21 protein-coding genes are annotated in these 14,676 nt (G+C 66.0%); 20 read left to right on the forward strand and 1 reads right to left on the reverse strand.

Annotated elements, in window-relative coordinates; translation table 11 throughout:
* Positions 1 to 6 precede the first annotated feature (6 nt).
* The 17 genes from ACP93_RS10220 to ACP93_RS10300 all read left to right on the forward strand — a co-directional run bounded on the left by ACP93_RS10220 (position 7) and on the right by ACP93_RS10300 (position 10,969).
* The gene (locus tag ACP93_RS10220; protein ID WP_048490576.1) at positions 7 to 378 is read left to right on the forward strand and encodes a hypothetical protein; all 372 of its coding nucleotides are present in this window, start codon (positions 7 to 9) and stop codon (positions 376 to 378) included.
* 1 nt (position 379) lies between these two features.
* The gene (locus ACP93_RS10225) at positions 380 to 760 is read left to right on the forward strand and encodes a flagellar basal body rod protein FlgC (protein WP_048490577.1); all 381 of its coding nucleotides are present in this window, start codon (positions 380 to 382) and stop codon (positions 758 to 760) included.
* Positions 757 to 1,062, forward strand: a complete 306-nt coding sequence (locus tag ACP93_RS10230; protein WP_048490578.1) for a flagellar hook-basal body complex protein FliE — start codon at positions 757 to 759, stop codon at positions 1,060 to 1,062. The genes ACP93_RS10225 and ACP93_RS10230 overlap by 4 nt, the downstream gene beginning before the upstream one ends.
* A gap of 12 nt (positions 1,063 to 1,074) precedes the next feature.
* Positions 1,075 to 2,430: a flagellar basal-body MS-ring/collar protein FliF gene (gene fliF, locus ACP93_RS10235; RefSeq protein ID WP_228136003.1), complete on the forward strand. Its 1,356-nt coding sequence runs from the start codon at positions 1,075 to 1,077 to the stop codon at positions 2,428 to 2,430.
* A 20-nt stretch (positions 2,431 to 2,450) separates the two neighbouring features.
* On the forward strand, positions 2,451 to 2,876 hold the full coding sequence (locus ACP93_RS10240; protein ID WP_131721611.1) for a hypothetical protein: 426 nt from the start codon (positions 2,451 to 2,453) through the stop codon (positions 2,874 to 2,876).
* On the forward strand, positions 2,873 to 3,532 hold the full coding sequence (locus tag ACP93_RS10245; RefSeq protein ID WP_053069731.1) for a FliH/SctL family protein: 660 nt from the start codon (positions 2,873 to 2,875) through the stop codon (positions 3,530 to 3,532). Before ACP93_RS10240 ends, ACP93_RS10245 begins: the two co-directional genes overlap by 4 nt.
* Positions 3,529 to 4,872, forward strand: a complete 1,344-nt coding sequence (locus ACP93_RS10250; protein ID WP_048490580.1) for a FliI/YscN family ATPase — start codon at positions 3,529 to 3,531, stop codon at positions 4,870 to 4,872. The genes ACP93_RS10245 and ACP93_RS10250 overlap by 4 nt, the downstream gene beginning before the upstream one ends.
* On the forward strand, positions 4,862 to 5,308 hold the full coding sequence (locus tag ACP93_RS10255) for a hypothetical protein (RefSeq protein WP_131721612.1): 447 nt from the start codon (positions 4,862 to 4,864) through the stop codon (positions 5,306 to 5,308). Before ACP93_RS10250 ends, ACP93_RS10255 begins: the two co-directional genes overlap by 11 nt.
* Entirely contained in the window at positions 5,305 to 6,069 is a 765-nt protein-coding gene (locus ACP93_RS21750; RefSeq protein ID WP_131721613.1) for a hypothetical protein, read from the forward strand. Before ACP93_RS10255 ends, ACP93_RS21750 begins: the two co-directional genes overlap by 4 nt.
* Positions 6,011 to 6,475: a flagellar hook assembly protein FlgD gene (locus ACP93_RS22460; RefSeq protein ID WP_204243669.1), complete on the forward strand. Its 465-nt coding sequence runs from the start codon at positions 6,011 to 6,013 to the stop codon at positions 6,473 to 6,475. Before ACP93_RS21750 ends, ACP93_RS22460 begins: the two co-directional genes overlap by 59 nt.
* A gap of 9 nt (positions 6,476 to 6,484) precedes the next feature.
* Positions 6,485 to 7,660 (forward strand): flagellar hook-basal body complex protein, encoded by a 1,176-nt coding sequence (locus ACP93_RS10270; RefSeq protein WP_048490583.1) that lies wholly within the window; start codon positions 6,485 to 6,487, stop codon positions 7,658 to 7,660.
* Complete coding sequence (locus ACP93_RS10275) at positions 7,660 to 8,406, forward strand: hypothetical protein (RefSeq protein WP_048490584.1); 747 nt, start codon at positions 7,660 to 7,662, stop codon at positions 8,404 to 8,406. The genes ACP93_RS10270 and ACP93_RS10275 overlap by 1 nt, the downstream gene beginning before the upstream one ends.
* A gap of 17 nt (positions 8,407 to 8,423) precedes the next feature.
* The gene (locus ACP93_RS10280; protein ID WP_048490636.1) at positions 8,424 to 8,678 is read left to right on the forward strand and encodes a FliM/FliN family flagellar motor switch protein; all 255 of its coding nucleotides are present in this window, start codon (positions 8,424 to 8,426) and stop codon (positions 8,676 to 8,678) included.
* Complete coding sequence (locus ACP93_RS10285; RefSeq protein WP_048490585.1) at positions 8,675 to 9,019, forward strand: flagellar biosynthetic protein FliO; 345 nt, start codon at positions 8,675 to 8,677, stop codon at positions 9,017 to 9,019. The genes ACP93_RS10280 and ACP93_RS10285 overlap by 4 nt, the downstream gene beginning before the upstream one ends.
* A complete protein-coding gene (gene fliP, locus ACP93_RS10290; RefSeq protein WP_048490586.1) occupies positions 9,003 to 9,761 on the forward strand; it encodes a flagellar type III secretion system pore protein FliP in 759 nt (252 codons plus the stop codon). Before ACP93_RS10285 ends, fliP begins: the two co-directional genes overlap by 17 nt.
* Positions 9,762 to 9,767: 6 nt before the next feature.
* On the forward strand, positions 9,768 to 10,442 hold the full coding sequence (locus ACP93_RS10295; RefSeq protein WP_048490587.1) for a sigma-70 family RNA polymerase sigma factor: 675 nt from the start codon (positions 9,768 to 9,770) through the stop codon (positions 10,440 to 10,442).
* A 326-nt stretch (positions 10,443 to 10,768) separates the two neighbouring features.
* A complete protein-coding gene (locus ACP93_RS10300; protein ID WP_048490588.1) occupies positions 10,769 to 10,969 on the forward strand; it encodes a hypothetical protein in 201 nt (66 codons plus the stop codon).
* A 25-nt stretch (positions 10,970 to 10,994) separates the two neighbouring features.
* Here ACP93_RS10300 and ACP93_RS10305 read toward each other — a convergent pair whose 3' ends face one another.
* Positions 10,995 to 12,314, reverse strand: a complete 1,320-nt coding sequence (locus ACP93_RS10305; protein ID WP_204243670.1) for an acetamidase/formamidase family protein — start codon at positions 12,312 to 12,314, stop codon at positions 10,995 to 10,997.
* A 248-nt stretch (positions 12,315 to 12,562) separates the two neighbouring features.
* On the opposite strand from ACP93_RS10305, the gene ACP93_RS10310 reads away from it, so the two are divergent.
* The 3 genes from ACP93_RS10310 to ACP93_RS10315 all read left to right on the forward strand — a co-directional run bounded on the left by ACP93_RS10310 (position 12,563) and on the right by ACP93_RS10315 (position 14,661).
* Positions 12,563 to 13,198, forward strand: a complete 636-nt coding sequence (locus ACP93_RS10310; protein ID WP_048490590.1) for a DUF2076 family protein — start codon at positions 12,563 to 12,565, stop codon at positions 13,196 to 13,198.
* A gap of 309 nt (positions 13,199 to 13,507) precedes the next feature.
* Positions 13,508 to 13,735 (forward strand): hypothetical protein, encoded by a 228-nt coding sequence (locus tag ACP93_RS21755; RefSeq protein WP_131721614.1) that lies wholly within the window; start codon positions 13,508 to 13,510, stop codon positions 13,733 to 13,735.
* A 101-nt stretch (positions 13,736 to 13,836) separates the two neighbouring features.
* Positions 13,837 to 14,661, forward strand: coding sequence for an alpha/beta fold hydrolase (locus tag ACP93_RS10315; protein WP_048490591.1), 825 nt, complete (start codon positions 13,837 to 13,839; stop codon positions 14,659 to 14,661).
* The last annotated feature ends 15 nt before the right edge of the window (positions 14,662 to 14,676 follow it).

The following is a 14,676-nucleotide window of genomic DNA, read 5'->3' on the forward strand; positions in this document are numbered from 1 at the left end:
CATGTCATGGCGCACGATCTGACCGTCGATGCCGTACGTACGGCATTGGGCGTAAGCAAACTGAAAGCGGAAGTCGCAGGCTGGAACATCGTCAACGCGTCCGCCGCCAACGCCACCCGCTTCGTCGTCGACGATACAGAGGCCACGCGTCTGCTGGAAGCCGCAGCGGGTGCGACGCCGCAGGACGTTGCCGGGTTGCTGCACGACCCGGTCAAGGGGTCCCTGGCAGTGGTGAACGAACGCAACGATCTGCCGCAGGCCTCGCTCGACGAACTGGTCGCCGATTCGGTGTCGGCGGGTCTCAACTATCAGGCGCTGACCGAATCGCTGAGCCGGCATTTCGGTCTGATGCGCCTGGCGATTACCGGAAGGAGCTGAGATGGGCATCGACGCAATCCTGGAAGCAAGCCGCGCAGGCATGCAGAACGAACGGCTGCGCATGGATGAGGCGGGGCGGCACATCGCGGTCGCCAACCGTGCCCTCGATCCGAATCAACTGACCAAGACCGGTCCGTCGTTCGCGACGCTGGTGGGACAGGACGAGGGCGTGTCCGCCGCGCGCGAGCTCGGGACGCGGACGGTGCTGGATCCGAAGCATCCGATGGCCGACGCGAAGGGCATGGTGCACTACCCCGCGGTGGACATGGTCGGCGAAATGACCACGCTGATGACGGCCAGCCGCGGCTATGAGGCCAATGTCCGGTCCTTCAACGTATTGCGCAGCATGGTGCTGCGTGCATTGGAAATCGGGGGCAAATGAGCATGTCGGCGATAGAGGCGGTGACATCGCTGCTGGCCCATGCCGGAACGGAAGCGCCCGTGGCGCCATCGGCGCTGCAGCCGGCCGATTTCGGCCGCATCGTCGAACAGGGTGTGGCCAAGGTCGATCAGGCGCTGGGCGCGGCGGACCAGAACGTGCGCGAGTTGGCCGCGGGCCACGATATCGCGCCGCACGACCTGATGATCTCCCTGGAAGAGGCGCGGATGCACCTGATGCTGTTCTCGGAGGTGCGGAATCGACTGGTGGAAGGCTATCAAGAGCTTTCCAGGATGCAGCTGTAAGGACCCGGACACGTGGCGCTTCTGACCAATACCTACTCCGCCTTGAGCCAGTCCCGGCGCCGCGGCCTTCTGCTTGGCTTGCTGGTGATCGTGCTGGCCACCGCCGGCGCGCTGTGGTGGGCGCTGTCCTCCCGTCAGGCGCTGCTGTTCGGGGACCTGAAGGAATCCGACGCCGCGGAGGTCTCCACGGCGCTGGACGAGTGGAAGGTGCCGCACAGCTATACCAATGATGGAAGCGGGATCCTGGTCGAGCAATCCCAGGTGCATCCGCTGCGGATGCGCCTGGTATCGGCCGGCATTCCCAAAGGCGGACATGTCGGTTTCGAGCTGTTCGATCACAGCGAGCTGGGGGTCACCGAATTCGCGCAGCGCATCAGCTACCAACGCGCGCTGCAAGGCGAGATCGAACGGACGATCGCGACCATTCCCGGCGTGCAGAACGTACGCGTGCATCTGTCGATCCGCCGTCCGGGCATGTTCCTGGCCGAGGATGGCGAGTCCAAGGCGTCCGTTGCCGTTGCGCTCGCGCCTGGCACACGGCTCGATGCGCGACAGGTGGCCGGCATCCGCAACCTGGTCGCCGCCGCGGTGGATGGCCTGAAGGCAGATTCGGTCATCGTCGTTGGTCCCTCGGGGTTGCAGCTCGGTGGCGGAGAGGCCGATGGTGGAGAGGCCGCCAGCGAGCGTGGTGGTGCCGCGCGCACACTCGCTGCGCAATACGAGAGCGACATCCGCAAGCTGCTGGCCAACGCACCCGGCGGCGAGAACGCTGCGGTGTCCGTCAATGTCCAGATGAACTTTGACAAGGTGCGCAAGACCAGCGAGCGGGTGGTCGACGCGCCGGGCCAAGGGGCGGGAGCCGTTGTACGCCGCAGCGCAAGTTCGGACAAGGCGACAGAGGGGGCCGGCAATGGCCTGCTCAGCGAGCAGATCGAGTACGCGCATGGAACGGACAAGGAAGAAGTGACCAAGGCGATGGGCAGGATCGAGCGCATTTCCGTCGCCGTGGTGTTGGCTGCGCCGGTCGACGCCGTGCAGCAGCAACATCTGCAGCGGCTGGTCGCAGCGGCGGTTGGTGTCGATGCAACGCGCGGCGATGTCGTGGAAATCGGGGTACTGCCCACGCCTGCACGGGTCGGAGCATCCGGAGCAGCGCCTGCGCTTGTATCGCGCTCTGCCGTGCGGTCGGCGCCGCTGCAGCGGGATGGCATTCCGATGTTGGTTGCGGTTCTGGTTGGCCTGGCGGGCATCGCGATCGGCCTCCTTGCCGGTTGGCTGATGGCCCGCCGTGCCCGCTACCTGAGTCCGCGCGAGAGCGAGGCCGCCGCGGCGCAGATTCGCGCCTGGCTGGCGGTGGCGCCGAAATGATCGCGCCGGAACGGATCAGAATGGCCGCATTGCTGGCGAGCGTGATGCCACCGCGCGCCAGACGCGCATTGATGGCCTCGCTACCGCCTGAGTGGGCTGAGCGCATCGAGGCGGACGCTGCGGTCGTGCGCAGGCGGCGGTGGGATAGTGGAGCGCTGGTCACGACGATCTGTGGCGGGCAGGCGCGCCACGCGCCGGGGCGCCATGGCGAGATGGATCTGGATCGCCTGGTGGCGCTGTCGCGGATGCTGGACAGCGGTTCGTACAGCCGCCTGGTTGTTGCGCTCGGAATGGACGCGTCGGATTTCCTGTTCTCGTTGATCGACGCGCGCTTCGCTGAGCGGGTGCGCCGTGACATGCGCGACTGCCCCGCATTGGCGCCGGCGGTTCGCGACGCAGTGGTGGCCGCGGCGCATGGCCGCTTGCCGGATGGGATGCCGCAGTGAAGCGGTCCGTCTGGCAGGAGGGGCTGCATCAGCCCTGGCATACGGCGCGTTCGGCGGCGATGGAGGCCTCGTCGGGCCCATCCGCGGACGTGCTGCTGCAGGAGGCGTTCGCCGCAGCGAGCGAGCGCGGCTATCGGGAAGGATGGGCTGCTGCACAGCAGGATGCGGCCGGCGAAATTCAGCGCGAGATCGCCGCTGCCAGCGAGCAGCTGCGTGCGAGCGCTGACGAAGCGCGTGAACGGCTTGCCCAGACGCGTCATCAGCTGGAGGCGCTCATGGCCGGCTTGACGCAGGCCATCGACGTGCAGGCCAGGAGCGCGCAGGAAATTGCCGTCGAAGTCAGCTACGCGGCGATCGCGAAGGTGGTGGGGGAGCAGTACGCCAACCGAACCCTCATGCGATCGCTTTGCCAGCAGGCGGTACAGACCGCGAAACACCGTGTCACCGCGATTCGCCTTGCTCCGCAAGACGCGGCGCTGGACCTGGCTGGCCTGTCGGTGGACCTGATCGCCGATCCGGCGCTGTCCGCCGGGCAGTGCGTGATCGAGACGGTCGCAGGACACTACGAACTCGGGCTCGATGTCCGCCTGGAGGCGTTGAAGGTTGCGCTGCTTGCAGGCTTCGCCACTCACGTGGCGGAGGAGAGCGCATCGTGACCCTGGTGTCGCACCTGCTGGCGGAGATCGAGCGACAGCCCTATGTGCTGCGCCGTGGGCGCGTCACGGCATTCAACGGCCTGGTGATCGAGGCCGACGGGCCCGACGCCGGGATCGGCGAGGTATGCGAGATCCTCAGCGACCGTCTCCAAGAGCGCGTGCGCGCGCAGGTGGTCGGCCTGAAGAACGGACGCACGCTGTTGCTGCCCTACGACGGCGTCGCCGGTCTGTCGGTGGGCGACGACGTTCGCGCGACAGGCCGTACGCTCGATGTGCCGGTCGGCATGGAGATGCTCGGGCGCGTGGTGGATGCCTTCTGCCATCCCCTGGACGGGTTGGGCGCCATTCGCGAAGATGTCCGCTATCCGCTGCACGCCGCTGCGCCGAATCCTCTGCACAGGCAGGAGATCGACCATGTCCTGGAAACCGGCGTGCGCGTGGTGGACGCACTCCTGACGCTGGGCCGGGGACAGCGCATCGGCATCTTTGCCGGCAGCGGCGTAGGCAAGAGCTCGTTGCTCGGCATGCTGGCGCGCAATGTGCAGGCCGACGTCGTGGTCCTGGCGCTGATCGGCGAGCGTGGCCGAGAGGTCGGCGACTTCGTGCGCCATTCGCTGGGTGCAGAGGGTCTCAAGCGCAGCGTGGTGGTTGCGGCCACTGCCGACCAGCCGGCGTTGGTGCGCACGCATGCCGTCCATGCCGCGCATGCGATCGCCGAGTTCTTCCGCGATCAGGGCAAGTCGGTGTTGCTTGTCGTGGATTCGATCACGCGCTTTGCGATGGCCCAGCGCGAAATCGGGCTTGCGGTTGGCGAACCTCCGACGTTCCGCGGCTATACGCCGTCGGTCTTTTCCTGGCTGCCCAAGATCGCCGAACGCTGCGGCAACCACGGCCGCGGCTCGATCACCGCGATCTACAGCGTGCTGGTGGAGGGCGACGACTTCAACGAGCCCGTGACCGACCATATGCGCGCGATCCTCGACGGCCATATCCTGCTGGACCGCGAATTGGCTGCGCGTGGGCACTACCCCGCCGTCAACGTGCTTGGCAGCGTCAGTCGCCTGATCGGCCGACTGGCATCCGAGGACGCGCTTTCCCTGGCTGCCCAGGTCCGGCGCTCGCTTGCGCTCTATGAAGCGTCCCGTGACATGATCGAGCTCGGCGCGCACCAGCGCGGTGTCAATGCCGAACTCGATCAGGCAGTGGATGTCTGGCCTGTACTCGAGCGCGTGCTGCGGCAGTCGGCACAGGCGACATCCTCCCGCACCGAGGCCCTGGAGCACTTCGCTGCTGCGCTGCGCCCTGCGGCCGGCCGCGTGGAGGCCAGTCATGCACGATAAGCGATTGAAGTCCTTGCAATCCCTCGCCAGGCTGCAGGCGCTGAGCAAGCAGCAGCAGGCGGATATCTTGCGCTTGGCAGCTGCCAGCGAGCATGGTGCGCGCGCACGAAAGGGCGAGGCAGACACGGCCGTTGCATCCATCTCCGCGTGGAAGCGGAAGACCGACGCAGCGGGAGGATTGCGCTTGGCGTTGTACGCAGAAGCCATCGTCGCCGAGTCGCTTGCCCAGTCGCATTGCGATGCGGCTGCAGAGGCGTTGCTGGCCGCGCAATCGGAGCTGGCGCTCGGCCAGCAGGACTACCGGCGTGCGGCGGCGGCGCATGAAGCGGTGCAGCGGCGCGTCGATGCCGCGCGGCGAAGCGCATTGCTGACCCGCGAGCAGCGCGCGCACGAAGAGAGCGTCGCCCTGTGGGCGAATGCTCGGGGGATCGCATGAGCGTCCACGACGTGTTTCCCGTTGCCCGCGCGTCGCAGGACGTTGAAAGGGCACCCGCACGTGCGCGTGCGAACGACGACCAGGACCGCAAGGATTTTCGCGAGTGGGTGGAAAATGAGGGCCATTCGCCATCTCCCGCTCCGGCCCCCCGGCAAGTAGCCGAAGTGCCGATGGCGCCCGCTGCGCCTACCGCATTCCGCGCGGTCGCCGACCATGCGGTGGAAGCCAGTGTGCTCTACGAATGGCAAGCCACTCCGAGCTACGCATTGTCCCAGCTGTCTCGGCCGCGGGGACTTGCCCAGATACCGGTGTCGCTGCCGGTGGCACAACAGATTGCCGCGCGCGCTGAGCCCGCACCATTCTGTGCCCCATTGCAGACGCTGCCCGCTGCGCCCGATGCGTTGCCTGAAGCGGCGGCGCTTTCCGCAGCCGTCGCCGGTGCGGGCCTGACGCGTGCTGCGTATTCGCCGGACACTTTGATCACGTCGGCGTCGGCGTCGGCGTGGGCGTCGGCGGATCGCGCGGCCCTGGTTTCCGCGACCGAGCGCTGGAGCGAGCGCTCCATCAAGCGCGTGGTGGATGCCGAGGGCGCGGCGACGATCTGGGTACGGGACTACCGCATGAGCGGTAGCGACACCGAGGCCTTGGTCGGCGCACTGCTGTCCGAGACCGCGAACAGCGCAACCCAACGGATCATGTTCAATGGCGCCGAAGTCTGGCGCCGCCCCACGACGCGACAGGGAGACGGCAGTGGCAATTGATGCAATCGGTGGCGTGGTCAACAACGGCAGCGCCAGTGCACAGACCAGCAAGACCATCGACCAGGAAGGCTTCATCAAGCTGTTCCTGTCGCAGTTGCAGTTCCAGGATCCGCTGGAGCCCGTCGACAACCGCGAGTTCCTGGCGCAGTTGGCGCAGTTCAGCAACCTGGAGCAGTCGCGCCAGCTCAGCCTGAACATGGAAAGCATGCTGACCATGACGTCCTCCAGCCAGGCCTTGAGCCTGCTGAACCACGCGGTGGAGGTCTCCAAGGCGGATGGCACCACGGCGACGGGATCGATCAAGGCGGTGCAGTTCACCGCGTCCGGTCCGGAACTGACCGTGCAGACGACCGGCGCGGTTCTGACCGGTATCCGCCTGCCGCAAATCTCCCTCGTGCGACCCTAAGGAGCTGCCATGTTTCAGGCGTTGTACAACAGCCTTTCCGGTCTCTTCAGTTTCTCCAAGAGCCTGGATACCGTCAGCAACAATGTTGCCAACATGAACACTCCGGGCTTTCGCGGCAGCGATGCGTTTCTGGAGAACCTGAGCGGCGAGCACGGTACACGTATCGCCGGTCAGGGGTTGCGTACCACGGCGGGCGATCTCAGGCAGACCGGCAACGCGACCGATGTCGCCGTGGAGGGCGCGGGTTACTTCGTCCTGCGCGACAGTGCCGGTGCGCTCCACTACACGCGCGCCGGGCAGTTCGCCTTCGACGACCGGGGCATTCTGATCGATGGAATCAGCAAGTTCGAGGTCATGGCGATCGACACGGATGGTCGCCTCTCGCCGGTGACGCTGGAAGGGCACAGGACGCTGGCTGCCAAGCCGACGACCGGTGTGACGCTCAGCGGCAATCTGTCGCCTACCTCCAGCGGCAGCGAGGTCAAGAACATCTCGGTCTACGATGCCGCTGGCGCCACGCATACGCTGAAAGCCGCGTTCGCCGTGGCCAACACCGGCACAGGAACGAGCACGGGGAGTTCGCGCCGGTTCACCGTCACCATCACCGACGAATCCGGCGCACAGGTCGGCAGCGGCGAACTGCGTTTCAGCACGGCCGGCTCGCTCGAGGCCGGATACGGCACGGTCGACGCCACGCTGGCGCTGCCCGGCGGGAACCAGAAGATCACCTTCAACTTCGGAACGCCTGGTACCTTCCAGGGCACCACCAGTCTGTCGGGATTGACCGACAACGTCAGCGCCACGGTCGACGATGGCAGGCCGGTACTGGGCATCACGGCACTGGCCTTCGACGAGAAGGGGGTGCTGCAGATCACCTACAGTTCGACGGAAAAGCAGCAGGGCCAGCAGCTGGCGCTTGCGGCGTTCAAGAGCGAGAGCACCCTGAAGCTCTCCAGTGGCCGACTGCTGTCCGACGCGGAAAGCCAGCGCAGCGAACTGGGGCGTGCGGGCACCAGTGTCTTCGGCAAGATCCAGGGCGGCAGCCTGGAGATGTCGAACATCGACCTGACCCGCGAGTTCGCCGACATGTTGATCATCCAGCGCGGTTACCAGGCGAGCTCGCGGGTGATGACGGTCAGCAACGAGATGATCGAGCAGCTCTACAACAGTACGCGCGGCGGCTGATGGAAACATACCGCATTGGTTGGCAGGCGGCGGCTACGCTCGCCGAAGTGCATGGGACGCTGGCGAAGCGGCTGGCCCGCTGGCAGGCCGCCTGGCTTCCGCAGGCAAGCGCGCCCTGTGCGATCGCGCCATGTGCCGGAGATACGCCCGCGCTGCGCGATACCTCGCTGCACTGGTTGTCGCTCGGTGCTACCGGTTCGGGACGGTTCGTGCTGGGCGTGCAACGGCCTGCATTGAGCGCCCTCGGCGCCGCCGTGCTGCAGTTGCCGAATCAGGCCGCGCCGGCGTTGGCGGCGGAGGTCGCGCTGTCGGCGCTTTCAGCGTTGGTGTGCGAACTCGGCGCGCTGCGGGAGGAGGTCGTGCAGGGCGCCGAGGGCGTTCCGCCATGGCAGGACATCGACAAGGTGGGCGGATTGGCCGGGACGGTGGCCGGACTGGCGGTGCCGCTGTGGTTCTGGGCCGACCGCCGATGGTGCGAGGCGAATGCCAAGGCGTGTGCCGTCTCCGCACAGCACCCCGGCTTGAGCTCGCGCGCCGCGCTATTGGGCACACAGCGCGTGGTAGTGCGCGCCGAATTGGATATAGGCGAGATCGCGCTGAGCGAGGTCAACGGCCTGCGCGTCGGCGAGGTGCTGGTGGGGGACGCCTCGCTCGACGCCGTGGTGAGGCTGGTGACCGATGGCCGGATTCTGGCGCAGGGCGTGCTGCGCGACGAGCACGGAATCCGTTCCGTGTCCATTGTCTAGACGTGGGAAAGTTCGAAATGGTTGCTGAGAGTAATCCGGTCGCGCGCGACTACGAGATGTTCGGCCATGTGAAAGTCACCTTGGTGGCAGAGGTCGGAAAGGCAGAACTGACGATCGACGAGGTGCTGTCGCTGAAGGCCGACAACATCGTGACGCTGAATGAGCCGAGCGAGGCGATCGTGACGCTGCTTCTCAACGGAAAGGCGCTGGCGCGCGGGGAGTTGCTGGCCGTCGGCGACACCTTGGGCGTACGCATCGTCGAGATCCTATGAGCCTTGCCGTCACGTTCGCAGCGATTCCCTATCGCCGCACGGGCGTCGTCGAGATGTCCGATGTCGGCCAGGTGATCCTGTGCACGTTGCTGTTGCTTGCCATCGCCGTGGCGGCTCTGGTCGTGCTCAAACGCAAGGGATGGTTGGCACGCTGGTTGGGCGGGTCCGCGATATTGGATCAGGCGCCTGCCATCAAGCGCATCGCGCAGACGCGCTTGAGCCGCAGCACGGTGGTCCATCTCATCGAGGTGACGGGGCGGCGTATGGTGGTGGTCGAGTCGAAGTCGCATATTCGCATGCTGCCGCAGGACGACATGGAATCCCATGATCCGAATCTCTAATCCATCGATCGCCAGGATGGGCGCGGTGTCGCTGGGAATCGGCCTGCTGCTGTTCGGGTTTCCGGCGCATGCCGACACGCTCGGCGATGCCCTCAAGAGCGCAGGTTCTCCCGAATTCACCTCGACGCTGCGCATCGCGGTGCTGATGACGGTGCTGTCGTTCATCCCGGTGATCGTGATCGGCATGACCTCATTCACCCGGATCATCGTGGTCCTCGCGCTGTTGCGGCATGCGTTGGGGATTCCGCAAACGCCACCGAACAGTGTCTTGATCGCGCTGGCGATGCTGTTGACGTTGTTTTCCATGGGGCCGGTCCTGGACCGGATGAACACCCAGGCGATCACCCCCTACCTTCAGGACAGGATCGGTGCAGAAGAAGCCGTGTCGCGGGCGACACCCGTTCTGCGGGATTTCATGATCAGGCAGACGCGCGAATCGGATCTGCTTGCGGTCACGGAGATGGCGCGTGTCGCGCCACCGAAGAAGGTGGAGGACATCCGTTTCACCCATCTGGCCGCGGCTTTCATGCTCAGCGAACTCAAGACGGCGTTCCAGATGGGCTTCGTGATCTTTCTGCCATTCTTGATGATCGATCTGGTGGTGTCGGCGGTGTTGATGGCCCTGGGCATGATCATGCTTCCACCTTCGACGGTCAGCCTGCCGCTCAAGATTCTGTTGTTCATTCTGATCGACGGGTGGGTACTGGTGTCGAAGACTCTGCTGGGCAGCCTGTGGACATAGCTCCGTATGGATTCCCTGGAGATTGAAGCCGAGCTGTGGAGGCGGTTCAAGGTCGACAACGATCTCGTCGCGCGCGATTACCTGCTCACCGAATATTCGCCATGGGTCGCCTCTGTGGTCGTGATGGTCATGCGCCGGGCCGGGAGCCGCGATCTGGACTGGTCCGACCACATGCAGAACGGGCATGTGGGCTTGCTTGAGGCGATGAATCGCTACCAGCCGCAGAAGGGCGTTCCCTTTCTGCTGTACGCCAAGGCCAGAGTGCGGGGCGCCGTCTTTAACGGCATCCGCGCGAGCACCAAGTCACAGCGTTATCCGAAGGAGCTGGTGCAGGTCGAGGTCGCGGACCGCGATGAAGAAGACGCCTTGTCCGACTTCGTCTCCGCGATCGTGGGAATCGCACTCGATCAGATGGTCGAGCAAGCGGCCGACGCCTGCTGCGAAGGCGAGTCGTTGCAGCAAGCGCAGAATGGAAAACTGATCAAGAACGTATTGCTCGGCATGCCGGACAATATTCGATTGATCTTCATCTCGCATTACTACCTGCATCTGCCTTTCGTCAGGATCGCCGAAGATCTGTGCTTGAGCAAAGGCCGGATATCGCAACTGCATTCGAAGGGGCTGGGAATGTTCAAGTCTTACCTTGCCGATCACGGATACGCGAAGAGCGATTTCATCTAGCGTGCCACGCACAGGCCCATATCACGCGATGGGCACGGACGTTCGTGGCGCGCCATCCCGTTCCGTCCGCATTGTGACCTGGCACAGTGAGCGCGGTAACTTCCTCAGCATCGTAGAAGCCGTTGATGCTTCGCTCGATCCAAGGTGTGTCTGCAACTGGACCGTGATGCGCTTGGTGAGGTACTTGTTGCGGTACTGCCACTGTGTTCTGTGGCAAGGCAGCACTTCGCGCGGAGGCAACTAAGCTGATGGCTTGTCCGGCGCCTTCACTGCCCACGCACGCATGCCGGGATCACGATGACGCGTCTCCGCTCACCCTGACGCCCATGCCCTCGTCCAAGACGCCTCCGTGGAAGAAGCCGAATCCGCGTGGTCAGCGCAGCCAGCCGTTGTCGCCGTCGCAGAAGGAAGCGGCGAAACAGCGCGCCGAGGAGAACGGCCGCCCGTATCCGAATCTGGTCGACAACATGTGGGCCGCACGCCTGCCGCGCGATGCGGCGGCGACCGACGCGAAGAAGTCGAAATAGCGCGGATCGACGGGCGCTTGCGGCACTATCTCTTAGGCGACGGCTGTGCGCTCTGGTCCAACGCTGGAGACGCGGGCGGCTGCAAGGTACGCAGCGCCGCCTTGTCGATGCTAGCGGCCACGCCGACGCTGCGTCCTGCAAGATTGGCCACGCGATAGCGGGCGGCGACACCCAGCACTTGCGTGGCTTGCGCGAGCGAGAGGCCGTAATCCTGCTGCAACCAGCGCAGCAGGCCGGAGGTGGCCAGGCGTAGTGCGTCGTCGCTGGAACCGGCCTGGCCCAGCACCGCGATCTGCTCGGGCGATTCGACGCGCGGCATTGCGATCGGATGGCGCTTCACCAGGTCGACGCGGAACTCGACGTCCAGCGAGGTTTCCAGCGCCCACTCGGTGGTTTCGCCATCGCCCTGCACGGCATGGCCATCGCCCAGGTACAGCAGCGCGCCGGGTTGCTGCACCGGCAGGTACACGGTGCTGCCCGCCACCACCGCGTTGAAGTCCATGTTGCCGCCGCCGACGCCGGTATCGCCGGTGGACAGCGCGGCGTTTCCGAACCCCGGCGCCACCGCCAGTCCGCCGAGCATCGGCCGGACCGGCACGGCGAAGGTGATCATCGGACCTTCGGCATCGAGTGGTCGCGCTGTCCCGGCATCACGGTCCAGGCGCCAGCGCACCTGCTTGCCGAGCCCGGCCACCTGCGTGGCCATATACGGCGTCTGCAGGCGGCCGACCAGGCCGTCGAGGCTGTCGGCGGTGTCGCGATTGAGCCGCAGTGCCACCAGGTGCACTGCGAGCATGTCGCCGGGCTCGGCGCCGACGATGAAGAACGGGCCGACCTGCGGGTTGCCGAACAGGGCGCGGGTGGTGCCGTCGGAATCCACCCCACCGGAGTCCAGGGTCTGGGTGCGCACGCTGTCGCCCGGCCACAGCAGCAGCGCCGGCGCGCGGTCGGCGCTGAAGGTATTGGCGTAGTCGTGGGGCACGAATACGTGCGTCTGCGCGGCAGTGCTCGTGCGTACCGGCACGCGCCAAGCGTCGAAGATGTGGGCGGCGCGAACGTCAGCGTCATTGGGATCGGGACGCGTGCTGCGGCCTTGCATGCGCGTGCCATCCACTCGTCCGTCGAAGCGGTACAGGCGGCCGTCGACGCCGGTGGCGGTGAACGTGATCGCGTTGCCGTTGCGGGTGCCCTGGACCGGGTCGGCATCTAGTCGCCCTTGCAACTGGCTGCCATGCGCCTCCAGCTCCAGCGTCTGGTACAGCCGATTGCCCCACAGGTCGGTCGCCACGATCCACTGCTCACTGGCCCAGGCGGGTGCCGTCACCAGCAGGGCCAATGCCAGCATGGTTCCCCATCGCCCACTATGCCCGTCCATCGCGCCTCTCCGTCTCGTCTGACTACAAATGTAGTCATGCTGTGACGTGGCCGGACCTGTCGGAAGTCATGCGCCGCATCTACGTCGGCGATTCCCAGACGTCGCGACTGGATGAATGCAGGCGCACTGGCATGCAGGGCCTGCCCTTGGCGCCGCCCGGGCGATGCCCATACCGTGCCGTGCCGGCACTGGGCCGGTCATCGCATCCAGGTATGGGTATGACTCCGCAAGAGCAGCAGCTTCTCGAAGACTTCCTGGCGCGCCTGCGCAGCGCTGGCGGGGTGGCCAAAGATCCGCAGGCCGACGCGCTGATCCACGCGCGCCTGGCCGATCAACCCGATGCGGCGTATCTGCTGGTGCAGCGCACCTTGCTGCTGGAGCATGCGCTGGAGGCGGCCAAGGCGCAGATCGCGCAGCTGCAGCAGGCCGCCACGCCACCGCCGCCGCCGGCCAGTTTCCTGGGACAGGGCTTCAATGCGGCGCCGCCGCCGTTGCCGCCAGCGCCGGCCGCCACAGGCGTCGCGGGTGCCGGCGCACCCGGCTGGCGTGAGCGCTGGTTCGGTGGCGGCGCTGCGGCCGCGGAGCCGACGCCGGCACCGGCCGCCGCGCGTGGCCCCAGCTTCCTCAGCACCGCGGCCACCACCGCGGCCGGCGTGGCTGGCGGCATGTTCCTGTTCGAGGGCGTGGAAAGCCTGCTGGGCGGCCACCATGGTGGCGGCCTGTTCGGCGGCGGTGCGCCGCAGGAAACGGTGGTCGAGAACATCACCAACAACTACTACGACGATACGCCGCAGCAGGACACGGGCCAGGATTTCCAGGACGACGGCGATTTCGGCAACGACAACTGGACGTGATGCCCGGCACGCTTGCGTTACCGCGCTGATCGATTGATCGAGCGAGCGCCAGCAGGCGCTCGCGATCGGTCGCTTCGAGACATCGAAGCGACCGATCGGCGCAAGTATCTATTCATCAATCTATTCACGGTTTGCGCTCTGGATTGACGCATAGATGCAAAAAACCTAGAACAGGCAAGACCTTGCCCTGCGCCAGTCGATTATCTATTCATGCATCTATTCGATCGCAGGCATGCGCGAGGCCCGACGTGTGTGTTCGCGCGGCTCTGTGTCGTCTTCCAGGGTGGATGCGGCTTGGCGCATTGACTGGTGGCTGTTCGCACCGCAGTCGCCGCGCAATGGCTGGCTGAGCCAGGCGGATGCGGAGCCTGCGCCCTGCCGACGCCAGACCAGTGCAACGACTGGCGCGCAGCGGCGGGCATGGCTGCGCAGTTCTGGGAGCGCGTCATCGCCGACGCGCACATGTCCGCGGGATTCCACAACATCGCGCGGGATGCGCTGGCGCAGCTGACGCGCGCCCTGCCGCGCATCGGCTGAGCGCTTTCGCACAGCGTTAAATCACCCGGCACATCGCCATCACGCGGGCCGGACGCGCCGCAGTGGAAGCTGCCGCGACTTCCCACCACGAGGCCTTGCCCATGACTGCAACCAACGCGCGTGTCCGCCTGCATGTCGAAGATACCGGCGGTGCCGGTCGTCCGGTGATCCTGATCCACGGTTGGCCGCTGTCGGCCGAGGCATGGAAGGACCAGGTCGGGCCGCTGCGGCAGGCCGGTTACCGGGTCATCGCCTACGACCGCCGCGGCTTCGGCCGTTCCGAGAAGCCGGCCGACGGCTACGAGTACGACACCCTGGTCGACGACCTGGCCGGCATCATCGAAGAGAAGCAGCTGCGCGATGCGGTGCTGGTCGGCTTCTCGATGGGCGGCGGCGAGGTAGCGCGCTACGTGGCGCGGCATGGCACCGAACGGCTGGCCGGCGTGGTGTTCGCCTCAGCGGTGCCGCCCTACATGCTCAAGACCGACGACAACCCGGAAGGGCCGCTGAGCAAGGAGCAGGCGCAGGAGATGGAGCAGGGGCTGAAGGCCTCGCGCGAGACCTTCTTCGACGACTTCACCCGCGGCTTCTTCAGCGCCCACGGCACGCTGAAGGTCAGCGAGGCACAGCGTCAGGAAGCGATCGCGCTGTGCCTGCAGAGCGACCAGGCCGCGGCGCTCGGCTGCATGCAGGCGTTCGGCACCACCGATTTCCGCGAGGACATCAAGAAGGTCGACGTGCCGACCCTGGTGCTGCACGGCGATGCCGATGCCACCGTGCCGTACGAAGGCTCCGGCCAGCGCACTCATCGCGCCATCGCCGGCAGCGACGTGGTGTTGCTGAAGGATGCGCCGCACGGCTGCAATACCAGCCATGCCAAGGAGTTCAATCAGGCCTTGCTGGCATTCCTGGCCAAGCTGGGCTGATCGCGAGACCTCGCT

Origin of the sequence: Xanthomonas sp. NCPPB 1128, from assembly GCF_001043115.1 — a bacterium.
Classification (GTDB): Bacteria; Pseudomonadota; Gammaproteobacteria; order Xanthomonadales; family Xanthomonadaceae; genus Xanthomonas_A.